16 protein-coding genes and 1 pseudogene are annotated in these 19,855 nt (G+C 68.5%); 7 read left to right on the top strand and 10 right to left on the bottom strand.

Going from position 1 to position 19,855, the window contains the following annotated elements:
- Both QMX80_RS12755 and QMX80_RS12750 read right to left on the bottom strand, forming a co-directional pair.
- A pseudogene (locus QMX80_RS12755) lies at window positions 1–489 on the bottom strand (hypothetical protein); the annotation flags it as partial.
- An 18-nt stretch (window positions 490–507) separates the two neighbouring features.
- A complete protein-coding gene (locus QMX80_RS12750) occupies window positions 508–1,107 on the bottom strand; it encodes an NfuA family Fe-S biogenesis protein (protein WP_055765016.1) in 600 nt (199 codons plus the stop codon).
- A gap of 92 nt (window positions 1,108–1,199) precedes the next feature.
- Between QMX80_RS12750 and QMX80_RS12745 the strand changes: the two genes are divergently transcribed.
- From QMX80_RS12745 to zupT, 3 genes are read left to right on the top strand one after another with little or no spacing between them, the layout of a single operon-like run.
- Entirely contained in the window at window positions 1,200–1,544 is a 345-nt protein-coding gene (locus tag QMX80_RS12745; protein ID WP_055765014.1) for a 4a-hydroxytetrahydrobiopterin dehydratase, read from the top strand.
- Window position 1,545: 1 nt separating this feature from the next.
- Window positions 1,546–1,959, top strand: a complete 414-nt coding sequence (locus tag QMX80_RS12740; RefSeq protein WP_282277422.1) for an energy transducer TonB — start codon at window positions 1,546–1,548, stop codon at window positions 1,957–1,959.
- 29 nt (window positions 1,960–1,988) lie between these two features.
- Complete coding sequence (gene zupT, locus QMX80_RS12735; RefSeq protein WP_282277421.1) at window positions 1,989–2,798, top strand: zinc transporter ZupT; 810 nt, start codon at window positions 1,989–1,991, stop codon at window positions 2,796–2,798.
- Between the two features lie 69 nt (window positions 2,799–2,867).
- On the opposite strand, the gene QMX80_RS12730 is transcribed toward zupT, so the two are convergent.
- A complete protein-coding gene (locus tag QMX80_RS12730) occupies window positions 2,868–3,857 on the bottom strand; it encodes an RluA family pseudouridine synthase (protein WP_273081812.1) in 990 nt (329 codons plus the stop codon).
- A gap of 409 nt (window positions 3,858–4,266) precedes the next feature.
- Here QMX80_RS12730 and QMX80_RS12725 point away from each other — a divergent pair, with 409 nt between their 5' ends.
- Window positions 4,267–7,398, top strand: coding sequence for an Rne/Rng family ribonuclease (locus QMX80_RS12725; RefSeq protein WP_282277419.1), 3,132 nt, complete (start codon window positions 4,267–4,269; stop codon window positions 7,396–7,398).
- 140 nt (window positions 7,399–7,538) lie between these two features.
- Here the strand turns inward: QMX80_RS12725 and QMX80_RS12720 are convergent, their stop codons facing one another.
- The 3 genes from QMX80_RS12720 to ispG form a co-directional block, all read right to left on the bottom strand.
- Window positions 7,539–8,186 carry a response regulator gene (locus QMX80_RS12720; protein WP_055765004.1) on the bottom strand — a complete coding sequence of 216 codons (648 nt, stop codon included), beginning with the start codon at window positions 8,184–8,186 and terminating at the stop codon, window positions 7,539–7,541.
- 271 nt (window positions 8,187–8,457) lie between these two features.
- Window positions 8,458–9,156 carry a phosphatase PAP2 family protein gene (locus tag QMX80_RS12715; RefSeq protein ID WP_282277418.1) on the bottom strand — a complete coding sequence of 233 codons (699 nt, stop codon included), beginning with the start codon at window positions 9,154–9,156 and terminating at the stop codon, window positions 8,458–8,460.
- Window positions 9,137–10,402 (bottom strand): flavodoxin-dependent (E)-4-hydroxy-3-methylbut-2-enyl-diphosphate synthase, encoded by a 1,266-nt coding sequence (ispG, locus tag QMX80_RS12710; protein WP_282277417.1) that lies wholly within the window; start codon window positions 10,400–10,402, stop codon window positions 9,137–9,139. Before ispG ends, QMX80_RS12715 begins: the two co-directional genes overlap by 20 nt.
- An 84-nt stretch (window positions 10,403–10,486) precedes the next feature.
- Between ispG and QMX80_RS12705 the strand changes: the two genes are divergently transcribed.
- Together QMX80_RS12705 and QMX80_RS12700 are read left to right on the top strand one after the other, a co-directional pair.
- On the top strand, window positions 10,487–11,725 hold the full coding sequence (locus tag QMX80_RS12705; RefSeq protein ID WP_273081818.1) for an ATP-binding protein: 1,239 nt from the start codon (window positions 10,487–10,489) through the stop codon (window positions 11,723–11,725).
- Window positions 11,722–12,288, top strand: a complete 567-nt coding sequence (locus tag QMX80_RS12700) for a response regulator transcription factor (RefSeq protein WP_055764998.1) — start codon at window positions 11,722–11,724, stop codon at window positions 12,286–12,288. Before QMX80_RS12705 ends, QMX80_RS12700 begins: the two co-directional genes overlap by 4 nt.
- Window positions 12,289–12,319: 31 nt before the next feature.
- Here QMX80_RS12700 and QMX80_RS12695 read toward each other — a convergent pair whose 3' ends face one another.
- The 4 genes from QMX80_RS12695 to QMX80_RS12680 form a co-directional block, all read right to left on the bottom strand.
- Window positions 12,320–13,087 carry an SDR family oxidoreductase gene (locus tag QMX80_RS12695; RefSeq protein ID WP_055764996.1) on the bottom strand — a complete coding sequence of 256 codons (768 nt, stop codon included), beginning with the start codon at window positions 13,085–13,087 and terminating at the stop codon, window positions 12,320–12,322.
- A 142-nt stretch (window positions 13,088–13,229) separates the two neighbouring features.
- Window positions 13,230–15,821, bottom strand: a complete 2,592-nt coding sequence (gene acnB, locus QMX80_RS12690; RefSeq protein ID WP_282277414.1) for a bifunctional aconitate hydratase 2/2-methylisocitrate dehydratase — start codon at window positions 15,819–15,821, stop codon at window positions 13,230–13,232.
- Window positions 15,822–15,859: 38 nt separating this feature from the next.
- Complete coding sequence (locus QMX80_RS12685) at window positions 15,860–16,258, bottom strand: type II toxin-antitoxin system VapC family toxin (RefSeq protein ID WP_055764992.1); 399 nt, start codon at window positions 16,256–16,258, stop codon at window positions 15,860–15,862.
- Window positions 16,255–16,488 (bottom strand): AbrB/MazE/SpoVT family DNA-binding domain-containing protein, encoded by a 234-nt coding sequence (locus QMX80_RS12680; protein WP_250062287.1) that lies wholly within the window; start codon window positions 16,486–16,488, stop codon window positions 16,255–16,257. Before QMX80_RS12680 ends, QMX80_RS12685 begins: the two co-directional genes overlap by 4 nt.
- Window positions 16,489–16,766: 278 nt before the next feature.
- On the opposite strand from QMX80_RS12680, the gene acnA reads away from it, so the two are divergent.
- On the top strand, window positions 16,767–19,523 hold the full coding sequence (gene acnA / locus QMX80_RS12675; RefSeq protein ID WP_282277410.1) for an aconitate hydratase AcnA: 2,757 nt from the start codon (window positions 16,767–16,769) through the stop codon (window positions 19,521–19,523).
- The last annotated feature ends 332 nt before the right edge of the window (window positions 19,524–19,855 follow it).

Raw genomic sequence — 19,855 nt, 5'->3', positions numbered from 1 at the left:
CGCCGCCGACGACTGTGCGGCGGCGGCCTGCGGCGCGCCGCCGCCTTCATCCTCCGGCGTCCCCCGGCCCACGTACTCGACCTGCACGCGCTCGCCCTCCTCCGCGCCGGGTTCCGGCACGTTGCTGCGCACCAGCGCCACCCATACCAGCAGCACGGCGAACAGCAGATGCAGGGCGACGCTGCAGAAAGCGGAGAACCAGCGTATCCGGCGCTGGTCGTCGGGAGGCGGGTCGTCGCCCGCCCAGCGGAACAGGTGCAGCAGCGCCCGCTGGAACGACAGCCCGCGCCCGCCGCCGCGGGATCGCGGTCCCTGCCATGGCGGTGCCGCGGCCGCCGCGTCGATACCCGCGAATGCCATGCCGTCCGCGCGCGAACCTCCGCGCAGCCAGGCGCTCCAGCTGTAAGGAAAACCGGTTCGACGGTCATGCAGGATGCTGGCCTTGCGCCGGGCGGCCAGCAGGTCGATCAGGTCGGCAACCGTCGTCACCGGCACGTGGCGGGTCGCTCAGCCCACGCCGTCGCGCGGGATGTAGGGCGCCTGGCCACTGGCGTGGTCGGTCGCATCGCGCACGGCGGTGACGCCCGGCACCCGGCCCATCAAGGTCTTCTCGATCCCCTGCTTCAAGGTCACGTCGGCCATGCCGCAGCCATGGCAGCCGCCGCCGAAACGCAGCAGCACCACGCCGTCGGCGGACACTTCCTGCACCGCCACCCGGCCGCCATGCGACGCCAGCTGCGGGTTGACTTCGTTCTCGATGACCCAGTGCACGCGCTCGACCATCGACGCCGCTTCGCCGGGGGCTTCGCCCTTGATCTTGGGCGCCTTGATGGTCAGCTGCTGGGTACCGGCGGCCTGTGTGACATAGTCGATCTCGGCCCCATCCAGCCACGCCACGCTGGTGGCCGACACATAAAGCGTGAAGCCGTCGCAGTCCACCGCCCATTCGTCGCCCAGCAGATCGGCCGGCTCGGCGAACTCCAGGCGCGCGTCGGCGCGTGGCGTCCCCGGTTCGACCGCGCTCAGGCGCACGCCCATGCCGGGCACGGCCTCGCGTTCGATCAGCTTGCGGAAATGGCTCTGCGCGGTATCTGAAATCTGGATCATGCGCGCTATTCTAGCCGTGTCTTGGCCGCTGCTGATGGGACACTGATTCCACGCGCGGCGCCGTTCAGCCCCTTGTCCGATGGAGGTACCCCATGGCCGATCTGATTCCGCTGGCGCAGGCGCACTGCATTCCGCGCAAAGGCAGCGAGCACCGCCTCGGCGCGGCGCGGCTGGCCGAGCTGCTGCCGCAGGTCGCCGGCTGGGAGCTGGCCGAGGACGGCCATGCGCTGGTCCGCACATTCCGCTTCGACAACTACCACGGCACCATGGCGTTCGTGAACGCCCTGGCCTGGGTCGCGCACCGCGAGGACCACCATCCCGACCTGGGCGTCCATTACGACCGTGCGATCGTCCGCTTCTCCACCCACGACGTGGGCGGCCTGAGCGAGAACGATTTCATCTGTGCCGCCAAGGCATCCGCACTTGTGGAGCAGTGACATGAAAGCGCATCTCCTGCTGGGCTCGCTCGCCACCATTGCCGCGCTCAGCGCCTGCGGCCCTTCCGAACCGGCGCCGCCGGCGATCGCTCCCACCGAAGTGGCAGCGGTACAGACCCCGCCACCGGATTACCCCGTCGAACTGGCCTGCAGCGGCGTCGGCGGGCAGAGCGTGCTCAAGGTCGTCGTCGGCCCCGAGGGCACCCCCACCGAGGTCGCGCTGCTCACCAGCAGTGGCAACAGCCAACTGGACGACGCGGCGATCCACCGGGTGCGCGAGTGGAAGTTCAAGGCCGCCACCCGCAATGGCCAGGCCGTGCCGACCACCATCCAGGTGCCGGTGAGCTTCAACCCGCCCGAACCGAAACCGGACAGCTGCTTCGCCATCGAGGAGCGCATGCGGCGCGGCGGCTGACCGCCACAACGGCCTCCGCGAGCGCCTCCATGCCTGCGGTCTCCACCGAGCACCTGTGGGTCGCGTTCGCGCTCACGCTGGCCGCCGGCCTGGCAACCGCCATCGGCAGCCTGATGGTGCTGTTCTCCAGGCGTCCGGAACCGCGCCTGCTCGCCTTCGGGCTGGCGTTCGCCGGCGGCGCGATGGTGTATGTATCGCTGTCGGAAATCCTGAACAAATCGATCGCCTCGTTCGCGCTGGCGCATGGCGAGCGGCTGGGCTTCGCCTACGGCACGTTCTCCTTCCTCGGCGGCGTCGCGCTGATCCTCGCCATCGACCACCTGATTCCCAACCCGCACGAAAGCCTGGACAAGCGCGACCCGCTGTTCCGCGAGGACAACCGCGGCTATGTCCGGCGGGTCGGCCTGCTGACCGCGGTGGCGATCACCGCGCACAATTTCCCCGAAGGCCTGGCCACCTTTTTCGCGACGCTGGAGAGCCCGTCGGTAGGCATGCCGCTGGCCTTCGCCATCGCCATCCACAACATCCCCGAGGGCATCGCCATCGCGGTGCCGGTGTATTTCGCCACCGGGAACAAGCTGTACGCCTTCACCGCCAGCCTGCTGTCGGGGCTGGCCGAACCGGTGGGCGCGGCCCTGGGCTACTTCGCCCTGGCCGGCTCGCTGTCGCATACCACCTTCGGCATCGTGTTCGGGATGATCGCCGGGGTGATGGTCTTCCTGGCACTGGACGAGCTGCTGCCCGCCGCCAAGCGCTATGCCCGCGGCCACGAGACCGTGTACGGGCTGGTGGCCGGCATGGCGACGCTGGCGATCAGCCTGGTGCTGTTCAAGTGGTGAGACGGCGCCGCCGCAGGAGCGGCCTCAGCCGGGGGCTTTACCGGCAAGGTCCACAGGCACTGTCCGGCCTTACCTGAGCCGATCCAGCGCCTCGACCAGCTCCGGCGCCAGCGGCGCATTGAGCACGTAGGGCGTCTTGCCGCCGTCGAGCGCGAATTCCAGCGAGGCCGCGTGCAGGAACAGCCGCTTCAGCCCGATCTGCTCCCGAAACCGCTTGTTGACGGCAGGATCGCCGTACTTGTCGTCGCCTGCGACCGGATGGCCGATGTGCTGGGCATGCACGCGGATCTGGTGGGTACGCCCGGTCTCGATCCGTACCTCGCAGTAGGAATGGCCGCCGCGCCGCTCCAGCACCTTGAAGTGGCTGAGCGAGGGCTTGCCGGCGGCATTCACCTGCACGTGGCGTTCGCCGCCCTGGCGCAGGCCGACATGCAGCGGCGCGTCCACGCTCATCACCCCGTCGGGCATGCGCCCGACCAGCAGGGTCAGGTAGCGCTTGCGGATCCCGCCGGGACCGGAACCGTCGTGGTCCTCGCGCAGCAGCGCCTGCAGCTCGGTCAGCGCCGAGCGCTTCTTGGCCATGACCAGCAGACCGGAGGTGTCGCGGTCCAGCCGGTGGACCAGTTCCAGGTTCTGGTTCGGGCGCAGCGCGCGCATGGTCTCGATCGCGCCATGACTGATGCCGCTGCCGCCATGGCTGGCCACTCCGGACGGCTTGTTGATGACCAGCAGCCGCGCGTCCTCGAAGACGATCGCCTGCTCCATGCGCTGCAGGAAACCGGCCGGCGGCGGGGCCTTGTCTCCAACCTCGGCGAGATTGACCGGCGGCACCCGTACTTCCTCGCCCGCCTCCAGCTTGCGCTCGGCCTTGGCACGACCGCCATTCACACGCACCTGTCCGCTGCGCACCAGCTTGTAGACCAGGCTGCGCGGCGCACCCTTGAGCTGGCCCAGCAGGAAGTTGTCCAGGCGCTGTCCGGCCCGGTCTTCCGGAACCTTGATCAGGCGCACGCTGGATTTGCCCGCGGACGGGATGCGGCGGTCTTCGGAGTCAGTCATCTGCCTGTTTATTCTGTTACACTCGGGGAGCGAGATAAGGGTTTGATTTCGTTGGAAGTTGTCTAGGGCCAGAAGCCCGGCTTCCGACGGATCCGGCACAGTGCGCGGCCACCGCCCCCGGGGCGGCCATGTTAGCGGCTCGTCGGCGCTCCCGGCCATCGCCGGATGCCAAAAGCATCCGTGCTGGACGAAAACACATGTCCCGTGCGACGCCCTGGCCCCGGCCGGGGCGGCCGCCGGCCCCGAAACACCTGAAACCAAGTACACAAGCGCTCCCGCGGCCTGCCGTGGTGTCGTAGCGCTGGAAACCCAAGCCGCCCTACCCGCGCCTGCGCGAGGGGCGGCGAGCCGTGTCCAGAGGCGAAACGCCATGGCGTTCCGCGCGGTAGCAGCGCGCGAGGAACGCACAATGAAGCGAATGCTGATCAATGCCACGCAGGCTGAAGAACTGCGCGTGGCCATCGTGGACGGCCAGACCCTGTACGACATCGACATCGAACAGCCGTCCAAGGAACAGAAGAAGTCCAACATCTACAAGGGCCGCATCACCCGGCTCGAACCCTCCCTCGAAGCGGCCTTCGTCGAATACGGCGGCGACAAGCACGGCTTCCTGCCGCTGAAGGAAATCTCCCGCGACTACTTCCAGGCCGGTGTCGACCACAACAAGGCCGGCATCCGCGAGCTGCTGCGCGAGGGCCAGGAAGTGGTGGTCCAGGTGGACAAGGAAGAGCGCGGCAACAAGGGCGCTGCCCTGACCACGTTCATCTCCCTGGCCGGCCGCTACATGGTGCTGATGCCCAACTCGCCGTCGGCCGGCGGCGTCTCGCGCCGCATCGAGGGCGAGGACCGCGCCGCGCTGAAGGACGCGCTGGACAAGCTGAACATCCCCGACGACATGGGCGTGATCATCCGCACCGCCGGCGTCGGCCGCGACGCCGAAGAGCTGCAGTGGGACCTGGACTACCTGCTGCAGGTGTGGCGTTCCATCGCCGAGGCCGCGCTGGCCAAGCCGGCCCCGTTCCTGATCTACCAGGAATCGCGCCTGATCGTGCGCGCCCTGCGCGACTACCTGCGCGCCGACATCGGCGAGATCCTGGTCGACACCGAGGAACTGTACGAGACCGCGCGCGAGTTCATGCAGCAGGTGATGCCGCAGACCCTGCGCAAGCTCAAGCACTACAAGGACGACATCCCGCTGTTCAACCGCTTCCAGATCGAATCGCAGATCGAGGCGATCTACGAGCGCAACGTGCGCCTGCCCTCGGGCGGCTCGATCGTGGTCGACCAGACCGAAGCGCTGACCGCCGTCGACGTGAACTCGGCCCGCGCCACCAAGGGCAGCGACATCGAGGACACCGCGTTCCAGACCAACCTGGAGGCCGCCGAGGAAGTGGCCCGCCAGCTGCGCCTGCGCGACCTGGGCGGCCTGGTGGTCATCGACTTCATCGACATGTCCTCAAACAAGCACCAGCGCGAAGTCGAGAACCGCCTGCAGAACGCCCTCAAGTACGACCGCGCCCGCGTCCAGCTGGGCCGCATCTCGCGCTTCGGCCTGATGGAGATGAGCCGCCAGCGCCTGCGCCCGAGCCTGGGTGAATCCAGCCAGATCGTCTGCCCGCGCTGCGACGGCCAGGGCCGCATGCGCAGCGTCGAGTCGCTGTCGCTGTCGATCATCCGCGTCGCCGAAGAGCATGCGATGAAGGAGAACACCGGGCAGGTGCTGGTCCAGGCCCCGGTGGAGATCGCCAACTTCCTGCTCAACGAGAAGCGCGGCGCGCTGCGCGAGATCGAAAAGCGCCATGACGCGCCGATCATCATCGTCGCCGACGAGCAGCTGCACACCCCGCACTACGAAGTCACCCGCCTGCGCGAGAACGAGCTGGGCGAGGAATCGGGCAAGCCGAGCTACCAGCGCGGTACCCCGCGCAAGCTGCCGGTGCACGCCCTGACCAAGGCACAGCTGAACATCCCGCCGGCACCGGCGGTGACCCACGTCAAGCACAGCCAGCCGGCCCCGGTCCGCGAGATCGCCGAACCGACCCCGGCTCCGGCGCCGGTTGCCGCTCCGGTTGCCGCCGCTCCGGCTGGCGGCGGCGTGATGGGCTGGCTCAAGCGCGTCTTCGGTGGCGAAACCGCCAGCGCGGCGCCGGCCCAGCCGCAGCCGCGCCAGGACAACGGCCGCGGCAACCGCAACGACCGCAACCAGCGCCGCGACAACCGCAATGGCGGCGGCAACAACGGCCAGCAGGCGCGCAACTCCGGCAACGCGAACGGCAACCGCCGCGACGAGCAGCCGCGTCGCGAGGAGCGTCGTGACGATCGCCGTCAGAACGCCGGCAACCCGCAGCAGGGCCAGAACCCGAATGCCGGCCAGCAGCAGCCCAAGCAGCGCAATGAACAGCAGGCGCAGCAGGGCAAGCAGCAGCGCAACAACGAACAGCAGCAGCCCAAGCAGCAGAAGCAGCCCAAGCAGCCCCGGCCGCAGCAGGAAGCGGACAAGGCCGCCCCGCCGCTGAGCGAGAAGCCGGCGCGGCAGCCGCAGGCCGAAGCGCCGCGTCCACTCGCTCCTGCCGCGCAGGTTGCCCCGGCCGCCGCCGTGGTAGTCGCCGCCGTGGCCACGGAAACGTCCGAAGCGCCGGTCAAGGCGCTGCCGCCGGTGGCCGCGGAAGACGGCGCGCCGGTGGCCGCAACGGCCGAACAGCCGGTGGTCGCCAGCGCGGATGAAGCCAATGCCGCTCCCGCCACCGACGACGCCAATGGCGACGGCGCCAGCCGCCGCCGTCGCGGCCGCCGTGGTGGCCGTCGCCGTCGCCGCGGCAATGCGGAAGGCACCGGCAGTGCCGATGCCGATGTGCTGGGCAATGACGACGACATCGCCGACGAGGGCGAGGACATCGGCCACGAGGCCGCCGAACCGGCAGCCGTGCCGGCCGCGGCCCAGCCCGAGTTCGATTTCGACGACGAACCCGCAATCGTGGAATCCCCTGCCCGCGCACCGCACACCGCGCAGACCGCCGCGCCCGGCACGCAGCAGGTCGAGTCGGCTGAAAAGGCCGTCGTCGCGGCCGAAGCCGTGGCAGAAGTCGTTGCGCCTGCCGCCGTTGCAACTGCTCCCGCGCAGCCGGAACCAGCAGTGGAAGCGGCCGTGCCGTCGCCTGCCCCGGAAACCACGCCTGTCGCCGAACCGGTGGTGGAAGCCGTGCAGCCTGTCGCCGCACCGGTGCAGCCGGAAACCCAGCCGGAGCCGGTCGTCGCCGCCGAACCTGCTGCGCCGGCAGAAGCGGTCGTCGTCGTTGCCGGGGAACCGGCTGCCGATACGCCCGCTGCGACGCCCGTTGCCCAGGCCGCGCCGGAGCCGGCCTTGCCGGAAAACGGCCAGTTGTTCGCCGAAGCGGCGGCACCGGCACCGGCACCGGCAACCGAGGAAAAGCATGAGGCTGCTGTCGAGGCGCCGCATGCCCCGGCCGTGGAGTCCGTGGAAGCCGCGGTCGCGACGACCGATGCCGAGGCGAACGCGGACGAGCCGCATCGCAACGCCTGAGCGCATCGCGTCCTGGAATGAAAAAAGCGGCCTTCGGGCCGCTTTTTTCATGGCGCCGCTCCCTGCGCGCTACCCCATCGGGCATCCGTGAGGACAGCCTGTCCTGTGGTCTTTCACCGGCCGCTGGCACGCCGGACGAATCAGATCGCCTTCGACGGATCGCCCACGCCGTACTGGGCCGCCAGCCGGGCCAGCGCGATGTTGTCGTGCACGCCGGTCTTCTGGAACAGCCGCGACTTGTGCGTGTTGACTGTCTTGGCGCTCAGGCTCAGGCGCCGGGCGATCTCCTCCTGGCGGCGCCCCTGCACCAGCAGCAGGGCCACTTCCAGTTCGCGCGGCGAGAGTCCGTCGAAGGGCGATACATCGCCGCCGATATTGGACAGGGCCAGGTTCTGGGCGATGTTGTTGGCCAGGTAGCGCCGGCCCTGGGCAACGTCATGGATGGCGCGGACCAGTTCCCTGGCATCGCCGCCCTTGCCGACGTAGCCCGAGGCACCTGCCTCCAGCAGGCGCTTGGGCATCGGGCCGTCTTCCAGCACCGACACGATGATGACGCGGGTGCCGTGGTCACCCTTGACGATGCGCTCGGTGATTTCCAGCCCGCTCAGCCCCGGCAGGTTCAGATCGCACAACACCACGTCCGGTTTCAGCCGGCGGATCTGCGGCAATGCGACTTCGCCGCTATCCGCCGCGCCGACCACCTCGATCCCGGTCTCGCCTGCCAGGATCATCTGGATCCCGGTGCGCACCAGCGCGTGGTCGTCAATGAGAAATACCTTGATCGTCACTATCCGCTACCTCCCCGCCAACCCAGGTGACAGTTGCAGCCCGCCGCGCACTCCATGCTTCGGAGCGACGGGTGGTGGATTCCACTGCCCGCCATTGCGCAAGCCACGCGTATTATCAATCAGAAAGAGGTCGGCCCCGATGCTTGGAATCGACATGCGCGGCCGACTCCCCTGCCAGGCATGATCCGGCCCTGATCGGCACCGGACGACCGACCATGACACGGTGCATGTGGGCGCGTCACGCAACCATCAGGGCATCCCTCGCCTGCAATTAAGGATTCCCCGCAGCAGGCAGCGACCAACGATGCCGGAACAGCAGCGCATGCACCCCGGTCACCCATATCAACGCCGCGCACCAGCCTCCCAGGATATCGGAGGGGTAATGCACGCCAAGGTAGACGCGCGACAGACCGACGCATGGCACGAAGACGATGGCGGCGATCAACGCCGGCCAGCGCCAGCGCGTGTTCCATGCAAGGAACACGACGACGGCGGCCAGTGTCATCGACCCCATCGCATGCCCGCTGGGAAAGCTGAAGGTACTTTCCGGTGCAATCGATTCCCACAGGCCCGGACGCTGCCGCTGGAACAACTGCTTGCTGCCCACGTTCAACAGCGCCGAACCCACCAGCGCGGTAACGGCGAACACCGTATCCCGCCAGCGCCGTCGCAAAGCGAGCATGGCCACCAGCAGAATATCCAGCGGAATCACGCCCCATTGGTAGCCCAGCCGGGAGGCCAGCACGAAGAACGCATCCACCGCGGGCGATGCGAGGCTGTGCATGCGCCACAACAGCGCCTGGTCGAAATGCAGCGATTCGGCCTCGTGGATCTCGTCGGCCAGGGTCACGAAACCGGCCAGCGGCAGCAGCAGGCAGATGAACAGCACCACGATGCGCCAGGCGTTGTGCACGAGCCAGTCGCGCACGCCGGCCGCCTCACGGCGCGACTCAGCCGGCGTGGCGCGCATAGCGGTTCTCGACGTAATCGTCGATCAGCGCCACGAACTCCTGCGCGATGTTCTCGCCCCGCAACGTCACCTTCTTCTCGCCGTCGACGAACACCGGCGCGGCCGGCGCCTCGCCGGTACCGGGCAGCGAGATGCCGATGTTGGCATGGCGCGATTCGCCCGGGCCGTTGACGATGCAGCCCATCACCGCCAGCGTCATGTTCTCCGCGCCCGGGTGGCTGACGCGCCACACCGGCATCTTCTCGCGGACGTGGTTCTGCACCACCTTGGCCAGTTCCTGGAAGAACTCGGAGGTGGTCCGTCCGCAGCCCGGGCAGGCGGTGACCATCGGCGTGAACGCACGCTGCCCGGTGGTCTGCAGCAGCTCCTGCGCGACGATGACTTCCTGCGTGCGCGGCTGCCCTGGCTCGGGCGTGAGCGAGATGCGGATGGTGTCGCCGATGCCTTCCTGCAGCAGCACCGCCAGCGCCGCCGACGAGGCGACGATGCCCTTGCTGCCGATGCCGGCCTCGGTCAGGCCCAGGTGCAGGGCGAACTCGGAGCGGCTGGCGAGGTCGCGGTACACCGCGATCAGTTCCTGCACGCCGCTGACCTTGGCCGACAGCACGATGCGCTCGCGCGACAGGCCGAGTTCCACCGCGGTCTGCGCCGAATCCAGCGCCGAACGGATCAGCGCCTCGCGCAGCACGCGGCCGGCGTCCCACGGCTGCTCGCGGCGGCTGTTCTCGTCCATCAGCTTGGCCGCCAGCGCCTGGTCCAGCGAACCCCAGTTGGCGCCGATGCGCACCGGCTTTTCGTACCGGATCGCGAACTCGATCAGCTGCGCGAACTGGGTGTCCTTCTTCTTGCCGAAGCCGACGTTGCCCGGGTTGATGCGGTACTTGGCCAGCGCTTCGGCGCAGGCCGGCTCCTGGGTGAGCAGCTGGTGGCCGTTGTAATGGAAGTCGCCGATCAGGGGCACCTCGATGCCCATCATCTGCAGCTTCTCGACGATGCGCGGGATCGCCGCCGCCGATTCGGCGTTGTTGACGGTCAGCCGCACCATCTCCGAGCCGGCACGCCACAGCTCGGCCACCTGGCGGACGCTGGCGGCGATATCGGCGGTGTCGGTATTGGTCATCGACTGGACGACCACCGGATGGCCGCCGCCGACTTTCACTCCGCCGATGTCGACGGCATGGGTGATGCGGCGGGGCCAGGCCGTGGCGTCGGCGGGAGGAGTCGGGCGGGTGACGGCGTCGTGCATGGCGCGCATTTTAGCGCGCCCGTCCATCCCATCGCATGAACCATCGCGAGCTACGACGGGCCCGGACGCATTACGATGCACCCCATGGATTCCCCGGATACCTCGTTCCTGCGCACCCTGTGCAGCCTGCGCTGGCTGGCCACCGCCGGCCAGGCCAGCGCGATCCTGGTGGCCACCTGGCTGCTGGGGCTGGACCTGCCGCTGCTGCCGCTGTGGAGCGGCGTCTGCATGCTGGCGCTGTTCAACCTGTACGTGCAGCTGCGCGTGCACGACAGCGACCCGGCGCCGGTCACCGCCTTCGGCCACATCCTGGTTGATGTCACCGTGCTCACCTGGATGGTCGGCTGGAGCGGAGGGATCGCCAACCCATTCGGCTCGCTGTTCCTGATCCTGATCGCGCTGGCCGCACTCGCCCTGCCCCTGCGCTGGACCCATGCGGTGGCCGCGGCCTGCGTGGCCGGCTACGCGGTGAGCGCGGTGTTCGGGCTGCCGCTGCACGGCGGCTATTTCGATTCGATGAGCCTGCACCTGTGGGGCGCGGCGGCCAATTTCCTGCTGTCCAGCGTGGTCGTGCTGGTGTTCTCCACGCGCCTGGCCGCCGCGCTGCGCGAACGCGAGAACCAGCTGGCACTGCTGCGCGAACGCTTCGTGCGCAACGAGGGCATCGTCGCACTGGCCACGCACGCGGCATCGGTGGCGCATGAGCTGAACACCCCACTGGCGACCATGACCCTGCTCGCCGACGACATCGCCGAGCAGTACGCCGACGACCCGGCGATGCAGGAGGACATGGACACCCTGCGCGGCCTGCTCGTGCAGTGCCGCGAGCGGGTGCTGGCGTTGGCGGCGCCGGCGGAGGGCGCGCGCAGCCGCGCCCGCGTGTCGATCGGCAATGTCCTGGAGCAATGGCGGCTGGTGCGCCCGACCGTGCATCTGCACCGCAACGCCGATGCCCCGTTGCAGCTCGCGCTGGACCCGGGCGTCGGCCACCTGCTGCAGGTGCTGCTGAACAACGCCGCCGACGCCGGCGAGCAGACCGGCCACGAGCAGGTGGACCTGGACATCCGCATCCGCGACGGACAGCTGTACGGCGAAGTCCGCGACTACGGCCCCGGCTTCAACGCCAACGATGCCGCCCACGCCGCCCTGCCGGGCACCCTGTTCAACAGCGGCAAGACCGACGGCATGGGCGTGGGCCTGGCGCTGTCGCATGCCACCATCGAACGACTGCATGGGGAACTGTGGATGCGCCCGGCCGAGGGCCGCGGCGCGCGCGTCGGTTTCCGCGTGCCCCTTGCCCATCTGGAAGCGAACACCCCATGAGCGCCCTTTCCCCCCACGGCCTGCTGGTCGACGACGATCCGCTGTACCTGCGCACCCTGCAGCGCAGCCTGGCCCGCCGCGAGATCGAGACCGCCACCGCCCACGACATCGCCGGCGCGCTGGAACAGGCCACGCGCTCGCCGCCGGCGTTCGCGCTGATCGACCTCAAGCTCGGCAGCGAATCCGGACTGGCGCTGATCCAGCCGCTGCGCGCGCTGCGCGCGGACATGCGCATCCTGCTGGTCACCGGCTACGCCTCGATCGCCACCGCGGTGGAAGCGATCAAGCTCGGCGCCGACGACTACCTGCCCAAGCCCGCCACCGTGCCGATGATCCTGCGCGCGCTCGGCGAGGCGGACGAGGGCGGCGAGGAACACGAGGAGGTCGAGCCGCCCGACGCGATGACCCCGATCAGCCGCCTTCAGTGGGAACACATCCAGCAGGCGCTGCACGAGACCGGCGGCAACGTCTCGGCCGCCGCGCGCCTGCTCGGCATGCACCGCCGTTCGCTGCAGCGCAAGCTGCTCAAGCGGCCGAGTCCGGAGCGCGACCCGAATCGCTGACGGCGCAGCCCCGCGCCCGGACCGGGCCGGCTCAACCACGCTGGATCGACACCCCTCCGTCCACCCGCATGGCCGTGCCGGTGACGAACGAGGACGCCGGCGTCACCAGGAACAACGCCGCCGCCGCGATTTCCTCCGGCTGCGCCAGCCGCCGCAACGCATGCAGGCGCGCGACCGCGCCCAGCGCCGCCTCGTCGGGATTCATCTCGCGCGCCATCGGCGTATCGGTGCCGCCCGGCAGCAGCGCGTTGACCCGCAGGCCGGCAGGCCCGAACTCGGCCGCCAAGGCCTGCACCAGGCCGATGACGCCGGCCTTGCTCGCCGCATACGCGGCGGTACACGGGAAGCCGGCGGTGTGGCCGACGAAAGTCGAGGTGAACACCAGGCTGGCGCCATTGCCGGTCCGCAACAGCGAGGGAATCTGGTGTTTAGCGCCCAGGAAGGCGGCGGTGAGATTGACGTCCATCGCCTCCTGCCAGCCGGACAGCGCCACCTCGGGGGTGGGCTGCAGCGGCCCCAGCGCGCCGGCGTTGTTGAACGCCGCGTGCAGCGGGCCGTATGTGTCCTCGGCATGACGCACCAGCGCCTGCGCATAGGCCTCCTCGCGCACGTCCCCGGCCAGCCAGGTGGCCGTGCCGCCCACGGCGCGGATCCGTATCGACAGCGCGTCCAGTTCGGCGCCACGCCGCGCGCCGAGCACCACGCGCGCGCCTTCGGCGGCGAACAGCAGCGCGGCGGCGCGGCCGATGCCGGAACTGGCACCGGTGATCAATACGGTCTTGTCGTGCAAGGCTTTCATGTCCTGCTCCTGAGGGGGGAGCACGGAGAGTGGCGGCCCTGCGCGCACGCTGCTCGCCGGTATCGGACACGACATCGACGGAGACGGAAAAGAGAAAGCCCGGCTTGCGCCGGGCTTTCCACATGCTGCGTTCCGCCGTGGCTTACGCCGCGACGGTGTCGGCCACGTCCTTGTAGTCGGCGATCTGGTCGAAGTTCATGTAGCGGTAGATCTCCGCGCCCTTGGCGTTGATCACGCCGATGTCCGCCATGTACTCCTCCTTGGTCGGGATGCGGCCCAGACGCGAGCAGATCGCGGCCAGCTCGGCCGAACCCAGGTACACGTTGGTGTTGCGGCCCAGACGGTTGGGGAAGTTGCGGGTCGAGGTCGACATCGCGGTGGAGCCTTCGCGGATCTGTGCCTGGTTGCCCATGCACAGCGAGCAGCCCGGCATTTCCATGCGGGCGCCAGCGGCGCCGAAGGTGCCGTACACGCCTTCCTTGGTCAGCTCGGAGGCGTCCATCTTGGTCGGCGGGGCCACCCACAGACGGGTCGGGATGTCGCGCTTGCCTTCCAGCAGCTTGGCAGCAGCACGGAAGTGACCGATGTTGGTCATGCACGAACCGATGAACACTTCGTCGATCTTGGCACCGGCCACGTCGGACAGGGTCTTCACGTCGTCCGGGTCGTTCGGGCAGGCCACGATCGGCTCGTGGATGTCGGCCAGGTCGATCTCGATGACGGCGGCGTATTCGGCGTCGGCATCCGGCTCCAGCAGCTGCGGGTCGGCCAGCCAGGCTTCCATCTTCTCGACGCGGCGGGCCAGCGAACGGGCGTCCTGGTAACCCTCGGCAATCATCCACTTCAGCAGCGTGATGTTGCTGTTGAGGTACTCGATGATCGGCTCCTTGTTCAGGCGCACCGAGCAACCGGCAGCCGAACGTTCGGCCGAGGCGTCGGACAGTTCGAACGCCTGCTCCACCTTCAGGTCCGGCAGGCCTTCGATTTCCAGGATGCGGCCGGAGAAGATGTTCTTCTTGCCTGCCTTGGCCACGGTCAGCAGACCGGACTTGATGGCGTAAAGCGGGATGGCATTGACCAGGTCACGCAGGGTCACGCCGGGCTGCATCTTGCCCTTGAAGCGCACCAGCACCGACTCCGGCATGTCCAGCGGCATGACGCCGGTGGCAGCAGCGAAGGCGACCAGGCCCGAGCCGGCCGGGAACGAGATGCCCACCGGGAAACGGGTGTGCGAGTCACCACCGGTACCGACGGTGTCCGGCAGCAGCATGCGGTTGAGCCAGCTGTGGATCACGCCGTCGCCCGGACGCAGCGAGACGCCGCCACGGGTGGAGATGAACTCCGGCAGGGTGTGGTGGGTCTTGACGTCCACTGGCTTCGGGTAGGCCGCGGTGTGGCAGAACGACTGCATCACCAGGTCGGCCGAGAAGCCCAGGCAGGCCAGGTCCTTCAGCTCGTCACGGGTCATCGGACCGGTGGTGTCCTGCGAACCCACCGAGGTCATCTTCGGCTCGCAATAGGTGCCCGGGCGCATGCCCTTGCCTTCCGCCAGGCCACAGGCGCGGCCCACCATCTTCTGTGCCAGCGAATAGCCCTTGCCGGTATCGGCCGGCTGCACCGGCAGGCGGAACAGGTCGGTGACCGGCAGGCCCAGCGCTTCACGCGCCTTGGCGGTCAGGCCACGGCCGATGATCAGCGGGATGCGGCCACCGGCGCGCACTTCGTCGAACAGCACGTCGGACTTCACTTCGAACTCGGCGATCACTTCGCCGTTCTTCAGCGCCTTGCCTTCGTACGGACGCAGCTCGACGACGTCGCCGTGCTCCATCTTCGACACGTCCAGCTCGATCGGCAGCGCACCGGCGTCTTCCATCGTGTTGTAGAAGATCGGCGCGATCTTGCCGCCCAGGCACACGCCGCCGGCGCGCTTGTTGGGGATGTACGGGATGTCGTCGCCGGTCCACCACAGCACGCTGTTGGTGGCCGACTTGCGCGAGGAACCGGTGCCGACCACGTCGCCGACGTAGGCGACCAGGTGGCCCTTGTCCTTGAGGTCGAGGATCTGCTGGATCGGACCGCGCTTGCCGTCTTCCTCCGGGGTGAACGGCGCGTCGTCGCGCTTGTTCTTCAGCATCGCCAGGGCGTGTATCGGGATGTCCGGGCGGGTGGTGGCGTCCGGGGCCGGCGACAGGTCGTCGGTATTGGTTTCGCCCGGCACCTTGAACACGGTGATGGTCAGGCTCTGCGGCACTTCCGGCTTGCTGGTGAACCATTCGGCATCGGCCCAGCTCTGCAGCACGCCCTGTGCATTCGCGTTGCCGGCCTTGGCCTTTTCCTGCACGTCATGGAACGCATCGAACACCAGCAGGGTGTTCTTCAGCGCGTCGGCGGCGATGGCGCCCACGTCGGCGTCGTCCAGCAGCTGGATCAGCGGGGCGACGTTGTAGCCGCCGAGCATGGTGCCCAGCAGTTCGGTGGCGCGCTCGCGGCTGATCAGCGCGTTCTTCTCGCTGCCGAAGGCAATGGCGGCCAGGTACGAAGCCTTGACCTTGGCCGCGTCATCGACGCCGGCCGGCACGCGGTTGGTGATCAGGTCGAGCAGGAACTCGGCCTCGCCCGTCGGTGGGTTCTTCAGCAGCTCGATGACGTCGGCCGTCTGCTGTGCAGTCAGCGGCAACGGCGGGATGCCAAGCGCGGCGCGCTCGGCTACGTGGTGGCGATAGGCTTCCAACATGACAACTCCCGGGTGTAACGGTTAAAGAATGGATGGGCTCAGGCTTGCGGCACGATCAGCTTCAGGCCCTTGAAGTAGTCGCGATAAAACGTGTCGTTCCAGGTGATCAGCCCGTCGCACTGCAGCAGTGCGTGGGCGCCCACCATGAAATCGTCGATGCGGCGGGTATCGCCGCTGCGCTGCCGGTGGCGGCGGTGCATCTCGCCGGCACGCAACGCGGATTTGGCTTCCAGCGGGTTGAAATGGACGCCCATTTCTTCCAGCGCCTCCTGCACCTCGGCGCCGCCGCGCAGCGAGGCGCAGATCTCGGCCAGGGTGGTACCACACACGACCACCCGCCCGCCGACCAGCGCCTGCCGCAGGCAGGCTTCCACCGCGTCGGCGCGGGGGCCATCGCTGAGCAGTTCGATCAGGACCGGGGAGTCGACCGCGATCATGCCTCGCCGGCCTCGTCGCGCACGGTGCGCACGGCCTGTTCGGCCGACTCGAAGCCGTCCAGCGCGAACTTGCCGCGGGCACGGGAAATGGCGTCGTCCACGCTCTTGCGCAGGATGATGCGGCTGCCTTCCAGTTCAACCTTCAGCAGCGTGCCCTTGGTCAGGCCCAGCGCATCGCGCACGGCCTTGGGCAGGGTGATCTGTCCGCGTTCAGCGACGGTGGCTTCCATTGGGCGCCCTCCAAAGTATGCATGAATTATACATACTTGCACCCGCATACCCAAACCCTGCCGACGCTGGTCACGGCGGCGCAAGGCTTGCGGCACAAGGGCCGGCGCCTGAACCGTGACATGACTGCAACAAACCGGTGCGTATGCTCAAGGGCATGCCCGGCCTCGTCCACGGGAAGATCGTCCATACTCGGGCGACCGGTTACTGAACGGGGCTTCGCCCCAGCCAGCGGGCGCGCCTCCGCGCCGCCGCACGCCATCCGCAACAGGAGTCAGCCATGAGCGATTCGTTCTCCACCCGCAGCCAACTCACCGTCGGCGACCAGACCTACGCCTATTGCAGCCTGCCCCGGCTGGGCGAGCGCTTCGACATCTCGCACCTGCCCTATTCGATGAAGATCCTGCTGGAGAACCTGCTCCGGCACGAAGATGGGGGCCAGACCGTCGGCCCGGAGCACATCGAGGCGGTGGCCAAGTGGGATCCGAAGGCCGAGCCGGATACCGAGATCGCTTTCATGCCGGCGCGCGTGGTGCTGCAGGACTTCACCGGCGTGCCCTGCGTGGTCGACCTGGCCGCGATGCGCGATGCGGTCACCCGCCTGGGCGGCCGCGCCGAGCAGATCAACCCGCTGATTCCTTCCGAACTGGTGATCGACCACTCGGTGCAGGTGGACGTGTTCGGCCGCCCCGACGCGCTGGACGTCAATGGCCGCATCGAATTCGAGCGCAACCGCGAGCGCTACAGCTTCCTGCGCTGGGGCCAGAAGGCGTTCGAGAACTTCAAGGTGGTGCCGCCGAACACCGGCATCGTGCACCAGGTGAATCTGGAGAACCTGGCCCGCGTGGTGATGGAGCGCGACGTGGACGGCACCCGCTGGGCCTTCCCGGACACCGTGTTCGGCACCGACTCGCACACCACCATGATCAACGGCATCGGCGTGCTCGGCTGGGGCGTGGGCGGCATCGAGGCCGAGGCGGCCATGCTCGGCCAGCCCTCGTCGATGCTGATCCCGCAGGTGGTCGGCTTCAAGCTCAGCGGCCGCCTGCCCGAAGGCGCCACCGCCACCGACCTGGTGCTGACCGTCACCCAGATGCTGCGCAAGCTCGGCGTGGTCGGCAAGTTCGTGGAGTTCTACGGCAACGGCCTGCAGCACCTGCCGCTGGCCGACCGCGCCACCATCGCCAACATGGCGCCGGAGTACGGCGCCACCTGCGGCATCTTCCCGATCGACGCCGAATCGCTGAACTACCTGCGCCTGTCCGGGCGCAGCGAGGCGCAGATCACGCTGGTCGAAGCCTACGCCAGGGCGCAGGGGCTGTGGCACGAGCCGGACAGCCCGCACGCGCAATACAGCGCCACGCTGGAACTGGACATGGGCGAAGTGAAGCCGTCGCTGGCCGGCCCAAAGCGCCCGCAGGACCGCGTGCTGCTGCAGGACGTGCGCCAGAACTTCGCCGACGCGCTGGGCGGCCTGACCGCCAACCGCGACCGCCGCAACAACGAGATCGCCGATTTCATCAGCGAGGGTGGCGGCGCCGCGGTCGGCAACGAGCAGCTGACCAAGGGCCACGCCGACATCGAGGTCGAAGGCAGCAGGGTGCGCCTGAAAGATGGCGCGGTGGTGATCGCCGCCATCACTTCCTGCACCAATACCTCCAACCCGGCGGTGATGATCGGCGCCGGCCTGCTGGCCCGCAACGCCGCCGCGCGCGGCCTGACCCGCCAGCCGTGGGTCAAGACCTCGCTCGGGCCGGGCTCGCGCGTGGTCACCGATTACCTGGAAAAAGCCGGCGTACTGAAGGAACTGGAGAAACTGGGCTTCTACGTGGTCGGCTACGGCTGCACCACCTGCATCGGCAACTCCGGCCCGCTGCCCACCGAAGTCAGCGCCGGCATCGCCGCCGGCGACCTGGTCGTGGCCTCGGTGCTGTCGGGCAACCGCAACTTCGAGGGCCGCGTGCATCCGGAGGTCAAGGCCAACTACCTGGCCTCGCCGCCGCTGGTGGTGGCCTACGCCATCGCCGGCACGGTCAACATCGACCTGACCCGCGAGCCGCTGGGCAAGGACGCTGACGGCAACGACGTCTACCTGCGCGACATCTGGCCGAGCAACAAGGAGATCGGCGACGTGATCGCCGCCACCGTCGGCCCGGAGATGTTCAAGCAGAACTATGCCGACGTGTTCAAGGGCGACAGCCGCTGGGCGCAGATCCAGTCGCCGGAAGGCCAGGCCTACCAGTGGAACGGCGACTCGACCTACATCAAGAACCCGCCCTACTTCGACGGCATGACCATGGCCGTGGGCAGCATCGCCGACATCCATGGCGCGCGCGTGCTCGGCCTGTTCGGCGATTCGATCACCACCGACCACATCTCGCCGGCCGGCAACATCAAGAAGGACTCGCCTGCCGGCCGTTTCCTGCAGTCGCGCGGCGTGCAGCCGGTCGACTTCAACAGCTACGGCAGCCGCCGCGGCAACGACGATGTGATGGTGCGCGGCACCTTCGCCAACATCCGCATCAAGAACCTGATGTTCGGCGGCGAGGAAGGCGGCAACACCCTGTACTTCGGCGCGCAACCGCCCGAGAAGATGTCGATCTACGACGCGGCGATGAAATACAAGGCGACGGGCACTCCGCTGGTGGTGATCGCCGGCAAGGAATACGGCACCGGCTCCTCGCGCGACTGGGCGGCCAAGGGCACCAACCTGCTCGGGGTCAAGGCGGTCATCGCCGAGAGCTTCGAGCGCATCCACCGCTCCAACCTGGTCGGCATGGGCGTACTGCCGCTGCAGTTCCTGCCGGGCGAGAACGCGCAGACGCTGGGCCTGGATGGCTCGGAGACCTTCGACGTCACCGGCCTTGCCGATGGCCAGGCGAAGATCGCCAGCGTCACAGCGACCCGCACCGATGGCAGCCACGCCACCTTCCAGGCCAAGGTGCTGCTGCTCACGCCCAAGGAAGTGGAGTACTTCCGCAACGGCGGCCTGCTGCAGTACGTGCTCCGCCAGTTGGCAGCGAAAAAAGTGGCCTGATCGCCTGTTGAACGACGCACGACCGGCCCCGCGCAGCGCGCGGGGCGTTCGCCCGGATCGCGCGGCATTGCCGCGCAATCGGTCCAGCCTCACCCGCAACAGTGGCCTCTCGTAGAGCGGGGCAACGCCCCGCTGAAGCGTTCCCGGCATTCCCGACAAAGCCCCGCCGGGCGTTGCCCGGCGCTACAAGAGCCACGCCAGCCCCCGCCGCTCTGTAGAGCGGGGCAACGCCCCGCTGAAGCGTTCCCTGCATTCCCGATAGAGCCCCGGGGGGGGGGGGGGGGCGGGCCCCGACGGGGCGGTGTTTAAAAAAATTAGCTGCGGGCCCGGCG

Origin of the sequence: Stenotrophomonas sp. PS02297 (assembly GCF_029959705.1) — a bacterium.
GTDB lineage: Bacteria > Pseudomonadota > Gammaproteobacteria > Xanthomonadales > Xanthomonadaceae > Stenotrophomonas > Stenotrophomonas nitritireducens.
This window is presented reverse-complemented; position numbering and strand designations above follow the sequence as displayed.